We start from the raw sequence: 23,556 nt of genomic DNA, 5'->3' as shown, positions 1-23,556 counted from the left end.
ACCGAGGACCCGCTGATGACCGTCGCTGTCTTCCTTGCTTCACTCCTGGGTTTCATGTCCTTCGGCATGCCCATTGCCTTCGCCTTGATTCTTACCGGCGCGGTGCTGATGTGGTACCTGCAGTTCTGGGACGTGCAATTGCTGGCGCAGAACCTGCTCGCCGGGGCCGATAGTTTTCCGCTGCTGGCCGTACCCTTCTTCATCCTGGCCGGCGAGCTGATGAATGCCGGTGGAATTTCCCGGCGCATCATCAACATGGCCCAGGCCTACTTCGGCCACCTGCGTGGCGGCCTGGGCTATGTGGCGATCGCCGCGTCCGTGTTGCTGGCCAGTATGTCCGGCTCGGCCCTGGCCGATACCGCGGCGTTGGCGACCCTGTTGCTGCCGATGATGCGTCAGCGTGGTTATCCGCTGCACTCCTCGGCGGGGTTGGTCGCCGCTGGCGGCATCATCGCGCCGATCATTCCGCCGTCGATGCCCTTCGTGATCTACGGCGTGGTGACCAATACCTCGATCAGTCAGCTGTTTATGGCCGGCCTGGTGCCGGGCCTGATCATGGGCGGTGGTCTGATCTTCGCCTGGACCCTGATCGCCCGCGGTTTCACCGAACCGACTCCGCCCAAGGCGAGCAAGGCCGAACGCCGCCACGCATTGGTGGACGGTGCCGCCGCGCTGATGCTGCCGGTTATCATTGTCGGCGGCCTGCGCTTTGGCATCTTCACCCCGACCGAAGCGGCGGTGGTGGCGGCGGTCTACGCCCTGGCGGTGTCGACGCTGCTGTATCGCGAGCTGAGCTGGGCGGCGCTGAGCGAAACCATGACCCGTGCCAGTCGCACCACCGCCTCGGTGATGTTTCTCTGCGCGGCGGCCACGGTGTCGGCCTATATGGTGACCCTGGCCCAGTTGCCCGAGGAAATCGGCGCCATGCTCGGGCCGCTGCTCAACCATCCGCATCTGCTGATGGTGGCGATCATGCTGCTGATGGTCGCGGTCGGCATGGTTCTCGACCTGACCCCGACCATCCTGATTCTGGCACCGGTATTGGCCCCCATCGCGGTCAAGGCCGGTATCGATCCGGTGTACTTCGGCGTGATGTTCGTGCTGATCGGCTCCATCGGCCTGATCACCCCGCCGGTGGGCACCGTGCTCAACGTGGTCGGAGGTATCGGTCGGCTGCGCATGGAAATCCTGGTGCGCGGGGTGATGCCGTTCTTCCTGATTTACCTGGGCATAGTCGCGCTGCTGATCGCCTTCCCGGCCATCGTCACGGTGCCGCTGGCATGGTTGCGCTGACGCCGTGGTTTTCCACGCCCGCTGGCAAGCCGGCGGGCATCGCGTAATACGTTGCACAAAATAGTCGTTTTACTTCTCACAACAATAAGAGGCACTTGCTGATGAAACGTCCACTGATCACCGTTCTGGCTGCGGCCATGCTGTTGAGCCCGCTGGCCACGCTGACCGCGCAGGCCGATGAAGTCCGCTCGCGCATGATTCGCTTCGGCTACGGCCTCAACGAACAGAGCAACCAGGGCCGGGCGGCCAAGCTGTTCGCCGAGGAAGTCGGCAAGGCCTCCGCAGGCAAATTGAAGATGCGCACCTACGCCGCGGCCAGCCTGGGCTCGGACGACCAGATGCAGAGCGCACTGATCGGCGGCGCCCAGGAAATGATGGTCGGTTCCACCGCCACCCTGGTTGGCATCACCCAGGAAATGGCGGTGTGGGATACGCCGTTCCTGTTCACCCGCGAGCAGCAGGCCGATGCGGTGCTGGACGGCCCGGTCGGGCGTCAGGTGATGGACAAGCTGGAAGAGAAGGGCCTGGTCGGCCTGGTCTACTGGGAAAACGGCTTTCGCAACATGACCAACAACACCCGGCCGATCACCAAGCTGGAGGATTTCTCCGGGATCAAGCTGCGCGTAATGCCTAATCCGGTGTTCCTCGAAACCTTCAATCTGATGGGCGCCAACGCCGTGCCGCTGCCGTTCTCCGAGCTGTTCACCGCGCTGGAGACCAAGGCGGTGGATGGTCAGGAAAATCCCTTCAATACCATCCTCTCGTCGAAGTTCTTCGAGGTGCAGAAGTACCTGACCGTGACCAACCACGTCTACAGCCCGTGGATCGTCACCGCCTCCAAGCGCTGGTGGGATGGTCTGTCGCAGACCGAGCAGGGCATCATCATGGACGCGGCGCTCAAGGCCCGCGACTTCGAGCGTCAGGACACCCGCGCAGAAGCGGCCAAGGCGCTGGCGCAACTCAAGGAAAACGGCATGCAGGTCAACCAGATCAGCGCCGACGAGGTGCAGCGCATGCGCGAACGGGCGAAGCCGGCGATCCAGCAGGTGATCGATACCGTCGGCCAGCCGCTGTTCGACCAGGTGCAGGCCGAGTTGGCCAAGACCGAAAACTGAACCGTGCGGCGCGCACCTGGCATGCTTTGCCTGGTGCGCGCGGTGCACCCGACAGATGCTAGTCGCTGCTAGAATCGCCTGCCTTTTCCAGGGAAGTAGTCATGAGCCCACGTCGTCGTCGCTCCGCCGAACGCGTCACCCTGTCCGATGTGGCCAAGGCCGCGGGCTGCTCGCTGATGTCCGCCTCGCGCGCCTTGTCGCAACCGGAGCGGGTTTCCGATGCGCTGCGCGCGCAGGTCATGCAGGCGGCCAAGGAGCTCGGCTATGTGGCGAATCCGGCCGCGCGGGCGTTGGCCAGCTCCAAATCGAACCTGGTGGCGGTGTTGATTCCATCGCTGTCCAACTCGGTGTTCGTCGACACCGTCGAGGCAATCCAGCGGGTGCTGATGCCCGCCGGCTTCGAGATGATGATCGGGGTCAGCCACTATCGGCCCGAGGAAGACGAGCGCTTGCTACGGTCCTATCTGGCACATCAGCCGGCCGGCCTGCTACTCACCGGCTTCGAGCGCAGCGACACGGCGCGGGAGATTCTTGGCGGTTGCCGCGGCCCGATCGTCACCATGATGGGGCTGAGCGATGCCGAGGACGAATACTGCGTCGGCTTCTCGCAACTGGACGCCGGCGCGGCCATGACCGGCGCGCTGATCGAGCGTGGTTACCGGCATATTGCCTTCGCCGCCGCCCAGCTCGACCCGCGCACCCTGCAACGTGCCGAGGGCTATAGGCAGTGCATGCAGGCGCACGGGCGTTATAACCCGAGCCTGGAACTGCTCACCCCGGAGCTGTCGTCCATCGGCCTGGGCGCGAATCTGTTGGACCGCCTACTGGCGCAACACCCAGAGATAGACGCGGTGTTCTTCAACAATGACGACCTGGCCCTGGGTGCATTGTTTCGCGCGCGTCAGCTCGATCTGGCGGTGCCGCAACGCCTGGCGATCGCCGGTTTCAACGACCTGCCGGCCGCCGCCTGGGTGCATCCGGCGCTGACCACCGTGCGGACCATCCGTGGTCGTATCGGTCAGTTGGCCGGGGAAATGCTGCTGACCCTGATGCGCGGCGAGCAGCCGGCCGCGCACTGCATCGATGTAGGCTTCGAACTGGTGCTGCGCGATAGCGCTTGAGGTGGCTCACTGTTGATAAAAAAGCCCCGGATTCGGGGCTTTTTTATCAATGGTTTACAGCGCTAACTTGAAGCTTTCTCGAGTTTCTTTTCCTGGGCGATGACATGCTGGCAGATCTCGATGATCTGTTCGCGCATCCAGCGGTTGGCCGGATCCTGGTCGGTGCTCTCGTGCCAGTACAGGTGGGTTTCCAGGGCCGGCACGTCGTTGACCGGCAGCTCCATGTAATGCAGATCGTTACGCCGGGCGAAGCGTTCCGGCACGGTGATCACCATGTCGGTGTTATGCAGCACGGTGGAGGCCATCAGGTAATGCTGCGAGCGCAGGGCGACCCGCCGTTTCAGGCCGATCTTGCCCAGCGACAGGTCGATATAGCCGAGGCCGCTGCGGCGGCTGGAAATCTGGATGTGGGTCAGTGACAGGTATTCGTCCAGGCTGATCTTGTCCTTGGCCAGGGGGTGGCCCCTGCGCATGGCGCAAACGTAGCGATCTTCCATCATCTTGACGTGACGTACCTGGGGATCGGTGTTGAGCGGCGCATCGACGGCAAAGTCGAGGCGGCCCGCGGCCAGTTCCTTGGTGGTGTCGCGGCGCCGGGCGAGCATGCTCTCGAGGCTGACCTTCGGCGCCAGGCGGTGTAGGCGCTGGAACAGCGAGGGCAGCACCACTGCCTCGGTGAGGTCGGTCATGCTGATGCGGTAAGTCTTGTTGGCCTCGGCCGGATTGAAAATGCGGCTTTCCTGCACCGAGATGCGCAATTGCTGCAAGGCACTGCGCACCGGGGCGATGATGTTCTGCGCCATCGGTGTGGGCACCATGCCCTGGGCGGTGCGCACGAACAAGGGGTCGTTGAAGGTCTCGCGCAATCGGGCGAGGGCATTGGACACGGCCGGCTGGGTGATGCCAACGATCTGCCCGGCACGGGTCAGATTGGCCTCGGTGTAGATGGCATCGAAGACGATAAAGAGGTTGAGGTCGACCTTGTTCAGATTCATTCCGCGCTCGCTTAGAGTTGTCGGGATCCGTGGATCATATATCGGTGATGAATGTTTATACACGGTGAGAATAGATTAGATAAATCTTAGTCCCTGTTCTAGCATCATTTTCAGATCGAACACCTCACCAAATTAGCCGCAGAAGGTAGCTCCCATGGATTTCGCCTACTCCCCCAAAGTTCAGGAACTGCGTGAGCGCGTCACCGCGTTTATGCAAACCCACGTCTATCCGGCCGAGGCCGTTTTCGAACAGCAGGTCAATCAAGGCGACCGCTGGCAGCCGACCGCGATCATGGAAGAGCTGAAAACCAAGGCCAAGGCCGAAGGCTTGTGGAACCTGTTCCTGCCGGAGTCGGAGCTGGGCGCCGGCCTGACCAACACCGAATACGCGCCGCTGGCGGAAATCATGGGCAGCTCGCTGATCGGCCCCGAGCCGTTCAACTGCGCTGCACCGGACACCGGCAATATGGAAGTGCTGGTGCGCTACGCCAACGACGCGCAGAAGGAACAATGGCTCAAGCCGCTGCTGGCCGGCGAGATTCGCTCGGCCTTTGCCATGACCGAGCCGGGCGTCGCTTCATCGGATGCCACCAATATGGAAGCCAGCGCGGTGCGCGAGGGTGACGAGTGGGTGATCAACGGCCGCAAGTGGTGGACTTCCGGCGCCTGCGACCCACGCTGCAAGATCATGATCTTCATGGGCCTGAGCAACCCGGATGCGCCGCGTCACCAGCAGCATTCGATGATCCTGGTGCCGATGGACGCGCCTGGGGTCAAAGTCGTGCGTTCGCTGCCGGTATTCGGCTACGACGATGCGCCCCATGGTCACGCCGAAGTGTTGTTCGAGAACGTCCGCGTACCTTACGACAGCGTGTTGCTCGGTGAAGGTCGCGGCTTCGAAATCGCCCAGGGTCGCCTTGGCCCAGGCCGTATTCACCACTGCATGCGCTCGATCGGCATGGCTGAGCGCGCACTGAAATTGATGTGCGAGCGCTCGGTCAACCGCACCGCCTTCGGCCGGCCGCTGGCACGCCTGGGTGGCAACATCGACCTTATCGCCAACTCGCGCATGGAGATCAATATGGCGCGCCTGTTGACCCTGAATGCGGCGTACATGATGGACACCGTGGGCAACAAGATCGCCGCCAGCGAGATCGCCCAGATCAAGGTGGTGGCGCCGAATGTCGCGCTCAAGGTGATCGACCGCGCCATCCAGATGCATGGCGGCGCCGGGGTCTCCAACGACTTCCCGCTGGCCTACTGGTACGCCATGCAGCGCACCCTGCGCCTGGCCGACGGCCCGGACGAAGTGCACCGGGCGGCGATCGGCAAGTTCGAGATCGGCAAGTACATGTCGCGTTAAACGCCCAAGGCCAGCCGCTAAAGACGCTGGAGCCGGGTGGTAGTGATGCCACCCCGCCGCCTCAAATGACCAGGTCCGCATTTATGTGGGCCTGGTCATTTGAGTCGACAGCTATCTAGGCGCTCAGTTGTCCTGGTTGTCCTTGACTACCTGCTCCTTTAGCCAGGCAAGACGTACATGCAGCTGGGCGGCAAAGCTGCGCGCAGCCAGTTCTTCGTGAAAGGTCAGCGCACGCCGGCCCATGCGTACCTGCCAGAGTTGGCGGCCGCGTTGTTGCAGGGCTTCGATCCGTATCTCGGAGTGAATCAATGGGTTGGCCGATCCTTTGCAGGGTGATTGCGGGTTTTCAGCAACGACAACATCACGCCGCCCGCCAGTAAACCAAAGGTTACGCTAAGCGACACCAATGCTGGAATCTTACCGATAAAGCCGTGCAGGAAAATCTTCCCGCCGATAAAGATCAGCACTAACGCCAACGCGTATTTCAGGTAGATAAAGCGGTGCATCAGCGCGGCCAGGGCGAAGTACAGGGCGCGCAAGCCAAGGATCGCGAAGATGTTCGAGGTGTAGACGATAAACGGGTCCTGGGTGATGGCGAATACCGCAGGCACGCTGTCCACCGCGAATACCAGGTCAGCCAGTTCGATCAGCACCAGTGCCAGCAGCAGCGGGGTGGCGTAGCGTAGCAGCTGGCCGCTGGCCGGGTCACGCAGGCGCACGAGAAAGCGCCCGCCATGCAGTTCATCGGTGACCCGGATGTGCCGGCGCAAGAATTTCAGCACGGGGTTTTGCGCCAGGTCCGGGTGCTCTACTTCGCGGCTGAACAACATCTTTATCCCGGTCAGCAGGAGAAAGGCGCCGAAGACATAGAGAACCCAGTCGAACCGCTGCACCAGTGCCGTACCCAGGCCGATCATGATCGCGCGCAACACGATGACCCCGAGGATGCCCCAGAACAATACCCGGTGCTGGTAGCGTCGAGGAATGCCGAAGAAACCGAGAATCATCGCCATGACGAACACGTTGTCCATCGACAACGATTGCTCGACCAGAAAGCCGGTGTAGAACTCCAGCGCCTTGCCCGCCCCGAGTTGCCCCCAGATCCAGCCGCCGAACAGCAAACCCGCGGCGAAATAGCCGCTGTACAGCAGCAGGCTCTCGCGCATTTCAATTGCATGCTGGTCGCGGTGGAGTACGCCGAGGTCGAACACCAGCAGCGCCAGGACAACGGCGATAAAGGCCAGCCAGAACCAGGTAGGTGTGCCAAGAAAGGGGGCGGTAAACAAAGCCTGCAGAGTGTTCATGAGCCCTCCCTGTTATCAGCCTAAGTTGAGAAGCAACTTAGTGACTCCGACATCACGGTGAGGGATTCACCGCCAGAGGGGCCCGGTGTCACATGCCTAAAGGCTAGGGGTGAAATGCGGACTCGGCAACATCGTAATGGTGTCCCAGGCGGGGATGCAGTGGCACTGAGAACATGAAAACTGCTGCCCCGGATCGGGGCGCAGTGCATAACGCTGATTGCCTTGGTGCGCAACCCGGCGACCCCACTGCATCGGGTAGGCAGAACTCAATACACCCAGACCTCGACACGGCGGTTCTTGATCCGTCCCTCATCGACGTTGTTGGCGGCCACCGGCAGCTCGTCGCCGAGCCCGATAATCTCGTGAAATATCACCCCGCGCTTAGCCAGTTCGCGGCGCACCGCCATGGCCCGCAGTTTTGACAGCAACTCGGCCCTGGCCGGATCGGCCTTGGGGTCGCCGAAGCCTACCAGCACTACCTTGTGCTGCAGTTTGTCCTGGGCACTCAGGTAGGCGAGTAGCCGTTCCAGGTCGCGCTGGGCCTTGTTGTCCAGCGCGGCGCTACCTTGCTGGAAGCGGAAGTTCACCGACAGGCGTTGCGCCTCACGGGCCAGGGTCTGATAGGCCTCGGGCATGGCGCTGTCAGGGGCGACCTTTATCGCTCGCACGGTCTGCGCGATAAAGCCGCTTTGCGCGACTATGGCCTGCCCGCGCGGACTATGGGCAAAACTGATCAGCGCCTTGGCCCAGGGATTGGACACGTCCGGTTGGTTATAGAGAAACAGTCGCCGCGACAGCGGGTAGTCCTCGGTGGCGATCAGGGTCACGCTGGGCAGCATGGCTTGCGACTTGCCGGCGGCGATGGCCACGGCCTTGGCCTGGCGAATATAAGGCAGGCCGATAAAGCCGATGCCGTTCGGATCTTGGCTGACCGCGTCGGACAGTGCTTCGCTGGACTCGAAGCGCGGCGCGCTGGCCGCCAGGGTTGCGCCGTTGGTACTCAGCACCAGTTCCTTGAAGGTGTCGTAGGTGCCCGAGTTGTCATCGCGCGCATACAGCTTGATCGGCCCACTGTTACCGCCAAGCTGCGCCCAGTCCTGCAGCTCGCCAGAGAATATCCGCGCCAACTGATCGATGCGCAAAGCCCCGAGCGGGTTGCTCGGGTGGAGGATGATCGCCAGGCCATCGATGGCGATGATCTGTTCGGCATCGCGGCTTTGCAGGTCGCCCAGGGCCACCAAGGCGCTGGCCTCGCGGTCTTTGATCGGGCGCGAGGAGGCGGCCAGGTCGGCGCTGCCATTCTGCAAGGCGGTGAAGCCGGTGCTGGAGCCATGGGCGGCGACTTCTATGGTCACGCGGCGACCGTCGTTGCTGGTGCCGATGATCTTCTGTTCGTTGTCGACGCTGCCGGCCTCGATGCGTATCGCGTTCAGCCCCTGTGCTTCGAGCAGGCCTCTGACCAGCGCCGGGCCAAGGGTCGCACCGATGGTGTTGGAGCCCTGGATACGCAGGGCGCTGCTGTTGTCAGCGGGGATCGGCAGGGCGGCGAATACAGGCCAGGGCAGGGCATAGCAGATAAAACCGAGCAGCAGGACGGTGCAGGTCCTGCTCCAGGTTGGCTGATTACAAGCAGGCAGGGCGCGCGGTATGCGGTAGACACCTTGTAGAGGCAATTGAAGGTGTCGTGACGATAAGACAAAAAGATGACTGGAACATGACAGTGGGGTGTTGGCCTGGCCGCTCTAGCGCGGCTGCGTAGGGCAGCACAGGCGGCGATCCGTGCGGAGGTAGGGCGGCCTCGGAGCGCAGCGACAGCCCGCCAGCATTGTGCTGCACAGCTAAACCACGGTGCACTACCGGCGGCAATGTCTACGGATCGCGGACTGCTCGAGGTAATGGGTCGGGGCGTAGGCCACCACTTCATGGCGGCGGCCGCAGCAGGCGAGAGCCTTTTCAAGACTCTCAGCTCAACTCAGTTCCAGCCAGATCGGCGCATGATCCGAGGGTTTTTCCATGCTGCGCAACTCGTAGTCGATTCCTGCATCCTTGAAGCGCGATTGTAGGGGGAGCGAGGCCAGGATCACATCGATGCGCAGGCCGCGTTTGGGCTCATCCTCGAAACCGCGACTGCGGTAGTCGAACCAGCTGAATCGATCATTCACCGTGGGGTTGAGGTGGCGGAAGCTGTCGACCAGGCCCCAGTCCTTCAGGCTGGCCAGCCACTCGCGCTCTTCTGGCAGAAAGCTGCACTTTCCGCTTCTGAGCCAGCGTTTGCGGTTTTCTTCGCCAATGCCGATGTCGCAGTCTTGCGGTGAAATATTGATATCACCCATTACCACAAGCGCTTGTTCTGGCTGGAACTGGCTGAGCAAGAGCTGCTGCAGGTCGGCGTAGAAGCGTTGTTTGGCGGGGAACTTGGTCGGGTGGGCGCGACTTTCGCCTTGCGGGAAATAACCGTTCATTACGGTTACCGGATTGCCTTGGGCATCGGCGAAGGTGCCATAGATAAAGCGCCGCTGGCTGTCCTCGTCATCGTCGGGGAAGCCCTTGTGTAGCGCCAGGGGTTCCTGGCGCGAAAGCAAGGCGACGCCGTAATGGCTTTTCTGGCCGTGGTAGTGCACGTGGTAGCCGAGTTGGCGAATTTCCGCTTCGGGGAATTGCTCGTCGGATACTTTGATTTCCTGCAAACCGATCACGTCAGGCTGGTGTTTCTCGATCAAGGCCGCCAATTGATGGGGGCGTGCGCGCAGGCCGTTGATATTGAAGGAGACGATCTTCATGGGCGGCAAGTCCTGGGGTCGTTGTAACAAGTCGATGATGCTAGTCGATCCGGTGACCCCTAGGCCAGTTCTGGCTGTCGCCGGGTTGCGGTGCTAGGGTGGCTACAGGCCAAGTAGATCAAGAAAAATCAGAGGTCGCACCCTATGCCGAACAGTCCTGCTGAAGTCCGAATGCTTGATAGCGGCTATGCCCGCGAAGCGCGTTCGCTGCTGTACCACGCCTATCGCCATGAACCGACCTTTTCTTACCTGTTCGAAGCCGAACGCCCTGGTTATGACCAGCGTGTGCGCGCCACCGTTCGCGAGTTGGTGCAGCAACATTTCAGCGAGGATCTGCCGGCGATTGGTCTACTGATCGATGACCGCCTGATCGGCATGGCGCTGATCGCACCACCCCAGCGCCGGCTGGATATCACCGAGAGCTGGAACTGGCGTATGCGCATGCTGCTGACCACCGGTTTTCGCTGTACCAAACGATATTTGGCCTATCACGATGCCATTCTGGCCTGCCTGCCGCCTGGGCCTTACCACGTGCTGCCATTGATTGGCGTACACCCCGAGTTCCAGGGCAAGCACCTCGGCGAGCAGTTGCTCGAAGCGTTGCACAACTGGTGTGCCGAGGATGCAGGCTCGCTCGGCGTGGTGCTGGACACCGGTAATCCGCACTACCTGGACTTCTACAAGCGTCATGGCTACGAAGAAATTGGTGAAGTGGCGGTTGGGCCGATCATCGAACACGTGTTCTTCCATCCCAACCCGCAACAGGCCGTCAAAGCCAGCGCTTGATGGCGTGCTGGCCTGCAGAGGGCGTCGCGCAGACGGGCGTTTCCTCGCTGGGCTGAAACGGATCGCCGCCTGATCCAGCCTGAGGCGCTGGGGTACGGTAATAAAGAGTAATTGCGAGAACATTGCCAGGTGCTCTAGGTTGCTGCGTGGCACGTGCTAGCATCGCGTTCATGAGAACGTTTCCCACATATTGCGCCGGATTGGCGTTGTTCCTGCTCGGCTCGTCGGTACTGGCGGAGGCGCGCTTGGTGGTCAGGGTGCAGCCGGCCAATGCCGCGCTCAAGGCGAACGTGGAAGGCTATATCGGCGGCCTGGGCGAGCGCGACCTCGATGCCTTGCAGCGTTTTAGCCGGGTGGCCGAGGCACAGGCGGAAAAAGCTGCGCAGGCCCTGGGTTACTACCAGGCGCAGATCGTCAGCGAGGTCAGTGAAGGCGATCCATTGCGCCTGACCATCCGCATCACTCCCGGCGAACCGGTCAGGCTGCGTGAGGTGATCCTGCGCATCGACGGGCCGGCCAACCAGTTGCGCGAATTTCGCCTGCCTAGCGGCTCCGGACTCAAAGCCGGCGCGGTACTCAATCATGGCCGGTACGACGCGGCCAAGCGGCAGATCCAGAACCAGGCCTCGCGCTATGGTTTTTTCGCGGGGCGCTTCACTCATCAACGCCTGAGTATCGATCCGCGTGCCGGGGTTGCCGACATCGAACTGATCTACGACAGTGGTCCGCGCTACCAGTTGGGTGCAGTGAGTTTCGCGGGCGATGCTCCGTTTGATGAGCAACTGCTGCAACGCATGGTGCCGTTTGCCGCCGAGTCACCCTATGACTCCGAACTGATCGCCGAGCTGTACCAGGCGCTGCGTTCCAGTGGTTATTTCGAGTCGGTGAGCGTCGATGCCAATCCGAACGCCGCCGAGCAGCAGCGGATTCCGGTGAGTGTTCAGTTGCAAACGCGCAAGCCACGCAGCATGGGGCTGGGGCTGGGTTTTTCCACCGATGTCGGTCCGCGTGGGCGCGCCAACTGGACACGTCATTGGGTCAATCCACAGGGCCACAGCTACGGCGCCGAGATGGAGTTGTCGGCGCCGCGGCAGAACGTCGGCCTGTGGTACGACGTGCCCGGTGATCCACCCCTGACCGACAAACTGCGCTACGCCGGCGGTTACCAGTATCAGGAACTGGCCGACACCGACAGCCTCAGCCGCCTGCTGACCCTGGGGCCGGAGTGGCACAGCAAGCTGGACAGTGGCTGGCAGCGGGTTATCTCGCTGAAGTGGCAACATGAGCAATACCAGCTCGGCGATGATTCCGGGCTGAGTACCTTGCTGATGCCCGGCATCAGCTATGCCTACCTGCACAGCGACAATCAGGTCGATCCGCAGCATGGATATCGCCTGCAATTCGATCTGTCGGCGGCCAAACGCGGCTTACTCTCCGATGCCGACGTGCTGCACGGCACTGTCCTGCTCAAAGGCTTGACCACCCTGGCGGACAAGCATCGCCTACTCGGGCGGGTGCAGTTCGGTGGTACCGAATCCGGCGGGTTTGCCGCGGTGCCGCCATCGCTCAGGTTCTTCGCTGGCGGCGATCAGAGCGTGCGCGGTTACGACTACCAGAGCCTGTCACCGGAAAACGCCCAGGGCGATAAAATCGGCGGCCGCTATCTGTTCGCCGCCAGCGCCGAGTACCAGTACAGCGTGGCCGAGCGCTGGCGCGTGGCGACCTTTGTCGACCAGGGCAACACCTTCAACTCGCTGGACTTTCCCTCCTTGAAAAGCGCCGTCGGCATCGGCCTGCGTTGGGTCTCACCGGTCGGTCCGCTGCGCCTCGACCTGGCTCATCCGCTGGATGACCCGGGCGGTGTGCGGGTGCATTTCTCCATGGGGCCGGAACTGTGAGGAGCGGGCTCAAATACAGCCTCTATGCTTTGCTCGGCGCCCTGCTGATGCTGGTGTTGACGCTGACCTGGATACTCGCCAGCAATACCGGCAGCCGCTGGGCGTTGGCCCGGGTTGCGGGTTTGCAGGTGAGCAATTTCACTGGCCAGTTGGGCGGGCAGTGGCGCGCCGAGCAGTTGCGCTGGCAGCAAGGCGAGCGGCTGGTGGACATCCGCCTGGCCGAGGTGGCTTGGTCGCCGCTCTGCTTGCTGCGTATGACCCTGTGCGTCGAGCGGCTGCAGGTCGAGCGCATCGAGCTGCTGTTGCCGCCTGGCGAGGAGGAGGGCGACGCGCCCTTGCATTTGCCGCAGTTGCAGCTGCCTTTGGCCCTGGAGTTGGGTGAGGTGCAGATCGGCAGCGTGCAACTCAATGGCGATGAACAGCTGCAAGGCCTGCATCTGGCGGCACGCTGGACCAGCACCGGTGTGCAGCTCGACAGTCTGCGCCTGCAGCGCGGCGACTTTGCCCTGGACCTGAGCGGCCAATTGCAGCCCAGCGGTGACTGGCCATTGAGTCTCGTTGGCAAGGTGAAACTACCGGCGCCCGAGCAACAGGACTGGCAGCTTGCCGTACAGATTGTCGGTGATCTGCAGCAAAGCCTGCAGGTCAGCGCCGATAGCACGGGCTACCTGAATGGCCGTTTGCACGGCGACGTGCAGCCGCTGGCGGATAACGTCCCGGCCAGCCTGCAGTTGCACGCCGACGGCTTCAAGGCCAGCAGCGAGCTGGCGGATACTCTGCGCCTGAACAAGATAACGCTGAATGCCAGCGGCGATCTGGCCGACGGTTACCACGTCAGTGGCAACGCCGAGTTGCCGGGCGAGGGCGAGCCACTGGCGCTGACCCTGCAAGGGCTGGTGAAGGCTGATGGTGCCCAGATTGCTAGCTTGACGCTAGGCGCCAGCGCCGAGCAGCAGCTGCGCCTCAGTGGCCAGTTGGACTGGCGCGAGGGGTTTGGCCTGGACAGCAGTTTCGACTGGCAGGATTTTCCCTGGCGCCGACTGTATCCCGATCTTGCACAACCTGCGGTGGCATTGCACCGCCTGAGCGGTGAGCTGAGCTATCGCGACGGCAACTACCTGGGCCACTTCGCCGCCGAGCTGGATGGCCCGGCCGGGGCTTTCACTCTGGCGAGTCCGCTCAGTGGTGATGTGCAGCAGCTACAACTGCCCGATCTGCAGCTGCGCGCAGGTCAGGGCCGGGCCGATGGCCAGCTGACCCTGGGTTTTGCCGATGGCCTGCGCTGGGATGCGCGCTTGCAACTGCATGAGTTGGATCCGGCCTACTGGCTGGCAGAACTGCCGGGCACTCTGGGCGGACCGCTGCATAGCCAGGGCGAGCTGAAGGATCAGCAACTGAGCCTGAATGCGCAAATCGACCTCGACGGCCGGTTGCGTGGCCAGCCGGCGCAGTTGCAGGCTCAGGTCACAGGGGCCGGGCAGCGCTGGGGGCTGCAGCGATTGGCGCTGCGCCTGGGCGACAATCGCATCGACGGCAGTGCTGAGCTGGATCAGCGCCTGAGCGGGCAATTGCGCCTGAAACTACCGCGCCTGGGCCAGCTATGGCCGCAGTTGCAGGGGCAACTCGAGGGCCAACTCGACCTGGCCGGCAGCCTGCAGGCGCCCCAAGGCCAGCTGACCCTACAGGGTCAGCGCCTGGCATACAGCGACCAGCGCCTGCAGCGCCTTCAGCTCGATGCCAGTCTCGATAGCGGCCAGCACGCGCGGGTCGAACTGGATGCCCAAGGCATTACCCTGGGCGAGACCGAACTGGGCCGGCTGACGGCCAGCGGGCAGGGTGATCAGCGTCAGCAACGCCTGCAGCTCAAGCTCGCGGGCCCCTTGCTGCAGAGCGCCTTGGCCCTCGATGGACGTCTGGATCAAGGTGCCTGGCGCGGACGCCTGAGCAGCGGCGAGGTACAAAGCGGCGGTCAGGATTGGCGTTTGCAGCAACCCGCCGCCCTGGTGCGCTTGGCCAACGGCCAGATCAGCCTCGCGGCGCACTGCTGGCGTTCCGGCGCGGCCAGCCTGTGTGGCGAGGATCAACGTCTGCAGCCTGAGCCCAAGCTGCGCTATCGTCTGCGCGATTTTCCCCTCGACAGCCTGGCCCAATGGTTTCCCAAGGACTTCGCCTGGCAAGGCAAGCTGAATGCCGAGGTGCAGCTCGACATGCCGGCGGCAGGGCCGAGCGGACAGGTAGTGCTGGATGCCGGCAGCGGCACCTGGCGCATCCGCGACCGGGGCCAATGGCTGGACTTTACCTATGACAGCCTGCGTCTGGAGAGCCAGTTGCGGGCGCAGCAAATCGATACGCGGCTGAATTTGCGGGGGCCGAAAATCGGTGAATTGTCCCTGCAAGCCCGTCTCGATCCGCGTCCGGCGAGTAAACCATTGACCGGCGATTTCCGCCTGACGGGCCTTGATCTGGCTCTGGCGCGCCCGTTCCTGCCGATGGTCGAGCATCTGGCTGGGCGGCTCGACGGCAGTGGCAGCCTGTCCGGCAGCTTGCTGGCGCCGCAAATCGATGGTCGCTTGCAACTCAGTGGGGGCGAACTGTCCGGCGGTCAATTGCCCGTGACGGTCGAGGCGTTGCAGGTGGACGCGCGGATTGCCGGGGAAAGCCTGCAACTCAGCGGTGGCTGGCGCAGTGGCGAACGTGGGCAGGTCAGTCTGGTCGGCGAGTTGTCCTGGCGCGATGGGCTGCTCGGGGAATTGCGCCTGCGTGGTAGTGGTCTGCCGGTCAATATCGAGCCCTATGCGCAGCTGGAGGTCGAACCGGATCTCACCCTGCGCATCGCTGCCGAGCAACTGTCCATCGCCGGCAAGGTGCTGATCCCGCGCGGCAAGATTGTCATCCGCGAGTTGCCGCCGTCGACGGTCAAGGTTTCGGAGGATGCGGTGATCGTCGGCAGTGCAAGCAATAAGCAGCAGCCGGTGGCGATCGCCATGGATATCGATGTCGAGGTGGGGCAGGAGCGCCTGAGCTTCAGTGGTTTTGGCCTCAATGCCGATCTGGCCGGACGCGTGCATGTCGGTAATGACCTCGACACCCGCGGCGAGCTGAGCCTGAACAACGGCCGTTATCGTGCTTATGGCCAGCGCTTGACCATTCGTCGCGCACGTTTGCTGTTCGCCGGGCCGATCGACCAGCCCTATCTGGATGTCGAGGCGATTCGTCGGGTCGATTCGATGGTCGCCGGTTTGCGCCTGAGCGGCAATGCCGAACAGCCCACCACCGAGGTGTTTTCCGAGCCGGCCATGAGTCAGCAGCAGGCGCTGTCGTACCTGGTGCTCGGCCGGCCGCTGGGGCAAAGCAGCGGCGACAACAACATGCTGGCCCAGGCGGCGCTCGCCATGGGTTTAGCCGGTAGCGCCTCGGTGACCGGCAGCGTGGCGCAGGTGCTGGGCATCACTGATTTCCAACTGGACAGCCAGGGCAGTGGCATCAGCACCAGTGTGGTGGCCAGCGGCAGCCTGTCGGAGCGCCTGAGCTTGCGCTATGGGATCGGCGTGTTCGAACCGGCAAATACCATCGCATTGCGCTATGAACTGAGCAAGCGCCTCTATCTTGAGGCTGCCAGCGGCCTGGCCAGTTCTCTTGACCTGTTCTATAGGCGCGATTTTTAGTCACGCTGGGGCGTGTCGAGTGGTCGCTGGCGCTTGATGGACAAGGTTGATCGCTGAATATGCGGTGTCTTTCCGGTATACGGCTATCTATCTCTGGTTTATTCGCCTATTAACGGTAAATACAGCTAAGTATTGTCTTCTAAACAGTTAAATAGACTGCAATTCTCTTCTTATACTGGCGCCCGCTATAGCTAAGGGCATGCATCTTCATGCATACCCTCTTGCTGAATCTGTAGCTGATGGCGTCAGTCGGTCAAACAGCACTGCCTACCCGGCGGTCGAGCATGCGAAGGGTACCCAACCTCGCGATTACTACAAGAATAAGGAACCTTAGATGGAAACCCTCAACAGTTTGGTCAATCAACTCAATGGTCTTGTCTGGGGCCCGCCGATGCTGGTGATGATCCTCGGCACCGGCCTGTTCCTGATGCTGCGCCTGAAATTCATGCCGCTGAGCAAGGTCGGCGCCGGTTTCAAATTGATGTGGCAAGGCCGCAAGAAAGGCGATAGCGAAAGCGGCGAAATCACCCCGTTCCAGGCACTGATGACCTGCCTGGCGGCGACGGTCGGTACCGGTAATATCGCCGGCGTAGCCACTGCAATCTTCCTCGGTGGCCCCGGCGCGCTGTTCTGGATGTGGTGTACCGCGTTGGTTGGCATGGCCACCAAGTACGCCGAAGTCGTACTGGCAGTGCATTACCGCGAGAAAGACGAACGCGGCGAGCACGTTGGCGGGCCGATGTATGCGATCAAAAATGGCCTGGGCAAGAAGTGGCTGTGGCTGGGTACTGCGTTCGCCATCTTCGGCGGCTTCGCAGGCTTCGGCATCGGCAACATGGTGCAGGTCAACAGCATGGCCGCGGCCCTCGAGGCGACATTCGCCGTGCCGTTGTGGCTGACCGGTCTGGTCACCATGTTCTTCGTCGGCCTGGTCATCCTCGGTGGTATCAAGCGTATCGGTAAGGTCGCCGCAACCCTGGTTCCCTTCATGTGCGTGGCCTATGTCATCGCCGCCATTGTGGTGCTGGTGGTTAACTCCGCACAGATCCCGGCTGCGTTCGAGATGATCTTCACCTACGCCTTCACCCCGGTTGCAGCGACTGGCGGTTTCGCCGGTGCGGCGGTCATGGCGGCAATCCGCTTCGGTGTGGCGCGCGGTATCTTCTCCAACGAAGCGGGCCTCGGCACTGCCGGTATCGCTCAGGCGGCCGGTACCACCAACAGTTCGGTGCGCTCGGGCATGATCGGCATGCTCGGTACCTTTATCGACACTATCGTCATCTGCACCTTGACCGGCCTGGCGATCATCTGCTCCGGCGTCTGGACCAGTGGTCTAAGCGGTGCGGCACTCTCGGCCGCAGCCTTCGAATCGGCCATGCCGGGTGTCGGTGGTTATATTCTGACCGTTGCCCTGGTGGTGTTCGCCTTCACCACCATCCTCGGCTGGAGCTACTTCGGCGAGAAATGCTGGGAATACATGGTCGGCACCAAGGCCATCCTGCCGTTCCGCATTCTCTGGGTCCTGGCTGTGCCGTTCGGCGCGGTGGCCCACCTGGACTTCGCCTGGTTGGTCGCAGACACCCTCAACGGTCTGATGGCAATCCCCAACCTGTTGTCCCTGCTGCTGCTCAGCCCGGTGGTGGTCAAGCTGACCCGCGAGCACTTTGCCCGTGAGGCTAGCGTGGGTGGCATCGCAAGCCAGCAGCGCTAGGTCGCTCATGGCCAGGGTCTGAATAGACGCTGGTTATCCGCTGAAATGAAAAAGCCCTGCACTGCAGGGCTTTTTTGTGGGTGCGCCAGGCATGGCGCGTTGCGCGCAAGCGCAACCAGTTTGGCTGTGGTGGCCACGCTGGTGACTTGGAGGTGCAAGTCCTCTACACACCCGGCAAGGGGAAGTGTTAGCCAGAGGCAAGGGTGTCGTGGGTGACTGCGAATCTGAAGGAAGCCCGAGGCAAAATGCTGGCCTGACGAACAGGAAGCGGATAGAGGCGGCGCAGCGAGGTGAGGCGGCCCATACCGTCAAAGCCCAATACTTGCACGGAACGCTGCGACGTAGATCCGACAGGCATAAGCAGGAAGGTCGCGCGAATTACCCTGGGAGATCTGCATGTTTGCCAGTGTGCTACCGAGCGCCGCGAGGCGTCGGGATGAGCGTGCAGAAGTCAGCCGACGCCGTAATAAGTGGTGAATAACCGCGCCACCAAGGGCCGAACAGGTTATGCCGCCAGTAGGCGTCAGAGTCTCGTCGAATGTTGAAACGCAGAATATTCTCCAAGAGAAAACTGTTACCCCAGGTCCCGGACGGTATCCGAGGATGACGGCTGACAGGGCGCAAGCATCGACGGCGTCTGTGGCGTGGACGAACGCGGAGCCGGACACGCTGATGGAGCGGGTGCTTGCACCTGCCAACCTCAAACGTGCGTATCGCCGCGTGGTCAGCAACAAGGGTGCGCCGGGTGCCGATGGCATGACGGTCTACGAATTGGCGGGCTACGTGAAACAGTATTGGCCAACCCTCAAGGCGAGGTTGCTGGCCGGCGAGTATCACCCGCAAGGTGTGCGCGCCGTTGACATGCCCAAGCCCAAAGGCGGCACAAGACAGCTGGGTATCCCCAGCGTCGTGGATCGCCTGATCCAACAGGCTCTGTTGCAACAGCTCACGCCAATCTTCGACTCGCTGTTCTCGGACTACAGCTACGGCTTTCGTCCGGGCAGAAGCGCCCACCAAGCCATCGAAACAGCCCGTGCCCATGTGGCGGCAGGCCACCGCTGGTGCGTGGAACTCGATCTGGAGAAGTTCTTCGATCGGGTCAACCACGATGTATTGATGGCCCATGTGCAGCGCCAGGTTGAAGACAAGCGAGTGCTCAGGCTGATTCGCCGTTATCTCGAGGCCGGGGTGATGTCGGGCGGGGTCACCAGCCGCCGGCAGGAAGGGGCGCCGCAAGGCGGCCCGCTCTCGCCGTTGCTGTCGAACATCCTGCTCAACGAACTCGATCGCGAGCTGACAAAGCGGGGCCATCGCTTCGTACGCTATGCCGATGACGCGAACATCTATGTGCGCAGCCAGCGAGCCGGTGTGCGCGTAATGGCCAGCGTTGAGCGCGTCCTGAACCGGCGGCTGAAACTGACGCTGAATCGGGAAAAGAGCCGAGTGGCACGCCCCTGGATCTGCGACTACCTGGGCTATGGGATGAGCTGGCACCAGCAGCCGAGACTGAGAGTGGCAACCATGAGCCTGCGTCGCCTGCGCGACCGACTCAGAACGCTTCTGCGTAGCAACCGGGGACGCAAGATGGCGCATGTCATCGAGCGATTAAATCCGGTACTGCGAGGCTGGAGCGGGTACTTCAAACTGAGCCAAAGCAAACGACCGCTCGAAGAGCTTGATGGCTGGGTGCGCCATAAACTTCGCTGTGTAATCTGGCGACAATGGAAACGGCCCTTTACGAGGGCGCGTAACCTGATGCGTTTAGGACTCAGTGAAGTGCGCGCCTGGAAATCGGCAGTCAACGGTCGGGGGCCATGGTGGAACTCAGGGGCATCGCATATGAATCAGGCGCTGCCAAAGAAGCTGTGGGATCGGCTTGGGCTGGTCTCAATACTGGATACGATCAACCGGCTTAGCCGCATAGCCTGAACCGCCGTATACGGAACCGTACGTACGGTGGTGTGAGAGGACGGAGGCCGTGAGGCCTCCTCCTACTCGATGTGTCCCGTCCTGAACAAGGTTTTCTCCTGCTGAGCTAACTAGCAGGAGGATGCGCTGGGTTTGGAGAAGAGGCGCAGCAGGGCGATTACCTCCTTGCCTTTATTGGCCGGTCGTCGATCCGGTCGATAAGGGCCTGCGGGGCCTGCACCGCTCTACAGCGCGGCGCAGGAGGCGAGCGCTGCTCTGGTATTGGCCTGTCCTCCCAATACCAGTCCGACTTCCTCCCAAAGTACCATTCTGTCGCGCGCTGTTTGGGTGCATAACTAGCACTACCGGAATTTGCCGGCTTGATAAGAAGAGGACCGCGCCATGTGGACTAAACCCGCCTTCACCGATATGCGTATTGGTTTCGAAGTCACCATGTACTTCGCCAATCGTTGATTGGCTTTGCCCCGACACTGTCGGGGCATATCACCCGGAATTCACCATGCATATCCAGATTCTCGGTTCCGCCGCCGGCGGCGGCTTTCCCCAGTGGAACTGCAATTGTCGCAACTGCAGTGGCGTGCGCAGCGGTAGCCTGCGCGCGCAGCCGCGCACCCAGTCCTCGATTGCCCTGAGTGACAACGGCAAGGACTGGATCCTGTGCAACGCTTCACCGGATATCCGCGCGCAGATCGAGGCGTTCCCGGCCCTGCAGCCCGCGCGCAAGCCGCGGGACACGGCGATCGGCGCCGTCATGCTGATGGACAGTCAGATCGATCACTGTACCGGCTTGCTGACCCTGCGCGAGGGTTGTCCGCATCAAGTCTGGTGTACCGAGATGGTGCATCAGGATCTGACTACGGGCTTTCCTCTGTTCAACATGCTCGAGCACTGGAACGGTGGCTTGCGGCACAACCTGATCGAGCTGGATGGCGTGCCGTTCAGCATTCCCGTCTGCCCGGATTTGCAGATTACCGCGATTGCCTTGCGCAGCAGCGCGCCGCCGTATTCGCCGCACCGCGGCAACCCGCACCCGGGCGACAACATTGGCCTGTTTGTCGAAGACCTGCGCACGGGTGGCAGCTTGTTCTACGCTCCCGGCCTGGGCCAGATCGATGATCGGCTGCTGGCCTGGATGCGCCGCGCCGATTGCCTGCTGGTCGATGGCACCTTGTGGCGCGACGACGAAATGCGCCAGTGTGAGGTCGGCGACAAGCTCGGCAGCGAAATGGGCCATCTGCCGCAAAGCGGTCCTGGCGGCATGATCGAAGTGCTCGACGGCCTGCCGGCCAAACAGAAAATTCTGATTCATATCAACAACACCAACCCGATCCTTGATGTCGATTCGCCAGAGCGCGCCGAGCTGAATGCGCACGCCATCGACGTTGCTTGGGACGGCATGAGCATCCAGCTGTAAGGAGCCAGGCACATGAGCCAACCCGCGATGAGCCCTGCCGAGTTCGAGCAGGCATTGCGCGCCAAGGGCGCCTACTACCATATCCATCATCCATTTCATCGGGCGATGTACGCCGGCCAATCCAGCCGCGAGCAGATCCAGGGTTGGGTGGCGAATCGGTTCTATTACCAGGTGAACATCCCGTTGAAGGACGCCGCGATCATGGCCAACTGCCCGGATCGCGACACCCGACGTGAATGGGTGCAGCGCATCCTCGACCATGACGGCGCGCCCGGCGAGGAGGGTGGTATCGAAGCCTGGCTGCGCCTAGCCGAGGCCGTGGGCCTGGAGCGTGAGCAGGTGCTGTCGCAGGAACTGGTGTTGCCGGGGGTGCGCTTCGCCGTCGATGCCTACGTCAATTTCGCCCGTCGCGCCAACTGGCAGGAAGCGGCCAGCAGTTCGTTGACCGAACTGTTCGCCCCGACTATTCATCAATCGCGTCTGGATGCCTGGCCGCAGCATTACCCCTGGATCGACGCCAGCGCTTACGACTACTTCCGCAAGCGCTTGAGCGAGGCGCGCCGCGATGTCGAGCACGGGCTGCGCATCACCTTGCAGCACTACACGACTTACGAGGGTCAGCAGCGCATGCTGGAGATCCTGCAATTCAAGCTGGACGTACTGTGGAGCATGCTCGATGCCATGAGCATGGCCTACGAGCTGGAGCGTGCGCCTTACCACACGGTCACCAGCGCGCGGGTTTGGCACCGAGGTATTACCCTATGAATCAGTTGAACATCCAGCAAGTGCCCAAGCTGCGCCGCGGCTTTCGTCTGCAATGGGAGCCCGTGCAGAACTGCCATGTGCTGCTTTATCCGGAAGGCATGATCAAACTCAACGACAGTGCCGGGGAAATTCTCCAGCAGGTCAATGGTGCGCACAGCGTCGGCCAGATCATCGACACCTTGAGTGAGCGCTTCCCGGACGTGCCGGGACTCGATGAGGACATCCTGGCCTTTATGGAGGTAGCCAATGCTCAGTTCTGGATCGAGTTACAGTAAACCGGGGCATGAGCCGGGCCCGCCACTGTGGTTGCTGGCCGAACTGACCTACCGCTGCCCGCTGCAGTGCCCGTATTGTTCAAACCCGTTGGATTTTTCCCAGCAAGGTCAGGAACTGACGACTGCCGAATGGATTGAGGTGTTTCGCCAGGCCCGCGCGTTGGGTGCGGCGCAGCTGGGCTTTTCCGGCGGCGAACCGCTGGTGCGCCAGGATCTCGCCGAGCTGATCAAGGCCGCGCGGGATCTTGGCTATTACACCAACCTGATCACTTCCGGCATCGGCCTCAGCGAAGCGCGTATCGCCAGTTTCAGCGAAGCCGGCCTGGATCATATCCAGATCAGCTTTCAGGCCGCCGATGAGGAAGTGAACAACATGCTGGCCGGCTCGAAGAAGGCCTTCGCCCACAAGTTGGCGATGGCTCGGGCGGTCAAGGCGGCCGGTTATCCCATGGTGCTGAATTTCGTCACCCACCGGCACAATATCGACAATATCGAGCGAATCATCGAGCTGTGCCTGGAGTTGGAGGCCGATTTCGTCGAGTTGGCCACCTGCCAGTTCTATGGCTGGGCCGAGCTCAACCGCGCCGGCCTGCTGCCGACCCGCGCCCAGCTAGAGCGTGCCGAGCGCATCACCAACGAGTGGCGCGCTAAGCTGGCGGCCGAAAACCACCCGTGCAAGCTGATCTTCGTCACCCCGGATTACTACGAAGAACGGCCGAAGGCCTGCATGAACGGCTGGGGCAACCTGTTCCTCGACATCACCCCGGACGGCACCGCGCTGCCATGCCACAGCGCCCGCCAGTTGCCGGTGCAGTTTCCCAATGTGCGCGAGCACAGCATCGAGCACATCTGGCGACACTCCTTCGGTTTCAACCGTTTTCGCGGCGACGACTGGATGCTCGAACCGTGCCGCTCCTGCGACGAGAAGGCCAAGGATTTCGGTGGTTGCCGCTGCCAGGCTTTCATGCTCACGGGAGATGCCAGCAACGCCGATCCGGTGTGCAGCAAGTCGGCGCACCATGACGTGATTGTGCAAGCCCGCCTGGACGCCGAAGAGGCGCCAGGGGCATTGGATACGTTGCAGTTTCGCAACGAGAAAGCCTCTAAGCTGATCTGCAAGGTCTGAGGGAGTAACTATCGCC

The 23,556-nt window shown here is 62.1% G+C and carries 19 protein-coding genes; 14 read left to right on the top strand and 5 right to left on the bottom strand.

The window, feature by feature from the left end; genetic code table 11:
- The first annotated feature begins 15 nt into the window (after positions 1-15).
- From VCJ09_RS13400 to gntR, 3 genes are all read left to right on the top strand, one after another.
- On the top strand, positions 16-1,293 hold the full coding sequence (locus VCJ09_RS13400) for a TRAP transporter large permease (protein WP_324730678.1): 1,278 nt from the start codon (positions 16-18) through the stop codon (positions 1,291-1,293).
- A gap of 101 nt (positions 1,294-1,394) precedes the next feature.
- Positions 1,395-2,408 carry a TRAP transporter substrate-binding protein gene (locus VCJ09_RS13395; RefSeq protein WP_324730677.1) on the top strand — a complete coding sequence of 338 codons (1,014 nt, stop codon included), beginning with the start codon at positions 1,395-1,397 and terminating at the stop codon, positions 2,406-2,408.
- Positions 2,409-2,509: 101 nt separating this feature from the next.
- A complete protein-coding gene (gntR, locus tag VCJ09_RS13390) occupies positions 2,510-3,529 on the top strand; it encodes an HTH-type transcriptional regulator GntR (protein WP_324730676.1) in 1,020 nt (339 codons plus the stop codon).
- Between the two features lie 62 nt (positions 3,530-3,591).
- Here gntR and VCJ09_RS13385 read toward each other — a convergent pair whose 3' ends face one another.
- A complete protein-coding gene (locus tag VCJ09_RS13385) occupies positions 3,592-4,524 on the bottom strand; it encodes a LysR family transcriptional regulator (RefSeq protein WP_324730675.1) in 933 nt (310 codons plus the stop codon).
- 154 nt (positions 4,525-4,678) lie between these two features.
- Here VCJ09_RS13385 and VCJ09_RS13380 point away from each other — a divergent pair, with 154 nt between their 5' ends.
- Positions 4,679-5,887 carry an acyl-CoA dehydrogenase gene (locus tag VCJ09_RS13380; protein ID WP_324730674.1) on the top strand — a complete coding sequence of 403 codons (1,209 nt, stop codon included), beginning with the start codon at positions 4,679-4,681 and terminating at the stop codon, positions 5,885-5,887.
- Positions 5,888-6,010: 123 nt separating this feature from the next.
- Here VCJ09_RS13380 and VCJ09_RS13375 read toward each other — a convergent pair whose 3' ends face one another.
- From VCJ09_RS13375 to xthA, 4 genes are all read right to left on the bottom strand, one after another.
- Positions 6,011-6,196 carry a hypothetical protein gene (locus VCJ09_RS13375; RefSeq protein ID WP_324730673.1) on the bottom strand — a complete coding sequence of 62 codons (186 nt, stop codon included), beginning with the start codon at positions 6,194-6,196 and terminating at the stop codon, positions 6,011-6,013.
- Complete coding sequence (locus VCJ09_RS13370; protein WP_324730672.1) at positions 6,193-7,191, bottom strand: TerC family protein; 999 nt, start codon at positions 7,189-7,191, stop codon at positions 6,193-6,195. Before VCJ09_RS13370 ends, VCJ09_RS13375 begins: the two co-directional genes overlap by 4 nt.
- Positions 7,192-7,457: 266 nt before the next feature.
- The gene (locus VCJ09_RS13365; RefSeq protein WP_324734661.1) at positions 7,458-8,840 is read right to left on the bottom strand and encodes a phosphate ABC transporter substrate-binding/OmpA family protein; all 1,383 of its coding nucleotides are present in this window, start codon (positions 8,838-8,840) and stop codon (positions 7,458-7,460) included.
- Between the two features lie 318 nt (positions 8,841-9,158).
- The gene (gene xthA, locus VCJ09_RS13360) at positions 9,159-9,971 is read right to left on the bottom strand and encodes an exodeoxyribonuclease III (RefSeq protein ID WP_324730671.1); all 813 of its coding nucleotides are present in this window, start codon (positions 9,969-9,971) and stop codon (positions 9,159-9,161) included.
- Positions 9,972-10,115: 144 nt separating this feature from the next.
- Between xthA and VCJ09_RS13355 the strand changes: the two genes are divergently transcribed.
- The 10 genes from VCJ09_RS13355 (at position 10,116) to pqqE (ending at position 23,540) form a co-directional block, all read left to right on the top strand.
- The gene (locus tag VCJ09_RS13355; RefSeq protein WP_324730670.1) at positions 10,116-10,757 is read left to right on the top strand and encodes a GNAT family N-acetyltransferase; all 642 of its coding nucleotides are present in this window, start codon (positions 10,116-10,118) and stop codon (positions 10,755-10,757) included.
- A gap of 170 nt (positions 10,758-10,927) precedes the next feature.
- Positions 10,928-12,655: an autotransporter assembly complex protein TamA gene (locus VCJ09_RS13350; RefSeq protein WP_324730669.1), complete on the top strand. Its 1,728-nt coding sequence runs from the start codon at positions 10,928-10,930 to the stop codon at positions 12,653-12,655.
- A complete protein-coding gene (locus VCJ09_RS13345) occupies positions 12,652-16,320 on the top strand; it encodes a translocation/assembly module TamB domain-containing protein (protein WP_324730668.1) in 3,669 nt (1,222 codons plus the stop codon). Before VCJ09_RS13350 ends, VCJ09_RS13345 begins: the two co-directional genes overlap by 4 nt.
- Positions 16,321-16,654: 334 nt before the next feature.
- Entirely contained in the window at positions 16,655-18,031 is a 1,377-nt protein-coding gene (locus VCJ09_RS13340; protein WP_079202169.1) for an alanine/glycine:cation symporter family protein, read from the top strand.
- 507 nt (positions 18,032-18,538) lie between these two features.
- Complete coding sequence (gene ltrA / locus VCJ09_RS13335) at positions 18,539-19,960, top strand: group II intron reverse transcriptase/maturase (protein WP_324730667.1); 1,422 nt, start codon at positions 18,539-18,541, stop codon at positions 19,958-19,960.
- Positions 19,961-20,341: 381 nt separating this feature from the next.
- Positions 20,342-20,413: a pyrroloquinoline quinone precursor peptide PqqA gene (pqqA, locus tag VCJ09_RS13330; protein ID WP_003284930.1), complete on the top strand. Its 72-nt coding sequence runs from the start codon at positions 20,342-20,344 to the stop codon at positions 20,411-20,413.
- A 46-nt stretch (positions 20,414-20,459) separates the two neighbouring features.
- The gene (gene pqqB, locus VCJ09_RS13325; RefSeq protein ID WP_324730666.1) at positions 20,460-21,374 is read left to right on the top strand and encodes a pyrroloquinoline quinone biosynthesis protein PqqB; all 915 of its coding nucleotides are present in this window, start codon (positions 20,460-20,462) and stop codon (positions 21,372-21,374) included.
- Positions 21,375-21,386: 12 nt separating this feature from the next.
- Entirely contained in the window at positions 21,387-22,139 is a 753-nt protein-coding gene (gene pqqC / locus VCJ09_RS13320; protein WP_324730665.1) for a pyrroloquinoline-quinone synthase PqqC, read from the top strand.
- Complete coding sequence (pqqD, locus tag VCJ09_RS13315; protein WP_324730664.1) at positions 22,136-22,414, top strand: pyrroloquinoline quinone biosynthesis peptide chaperone PqqD; 279 nt, start codon at positions 22,136-22,138, stop codon at positions 22,412-22,414. The genes pqqC and pqqD overlap by 4 nt, the downstream gene beginning before the upstream one ends.
- Positions 22,386-23,540: a pyrroloquinoline quinone biosynthesis protein PqqE gene (gene pqqE / locus VCJ09_RS13310; protein WP_324730663.1), complete on the top strand. Its 1,155-nt coding sequence runs from the start codon at positions 22,386-22,388 to the stop codon at positions 23,538-23,540. The genes pqqD and pqqE overlap by 29 nt, the downstream gene beginning before the upstream one ends.
- Positions 23,541-23,556: the final 16 nt, after the last annotated feature.

Origin of the sequence: Pseudomonas paeninsulae, assembly GCF_035621475.1 — a bacterium.
In the GTDB taxonomy this organism is placed as follows: domain Bacteria; phylum Pseudomonadota; class Gammaproteobacteria; order Pseudomonadales; family Pseudomonadaceae; genus Aquipseudomonas; species Aquipseudomonas paeninsulae.
The sequence above is the reverse complement of the archived record's forward strand: the minus strand, read 5'-3'. Positions and strand labels throughout refer to the sequence as shown.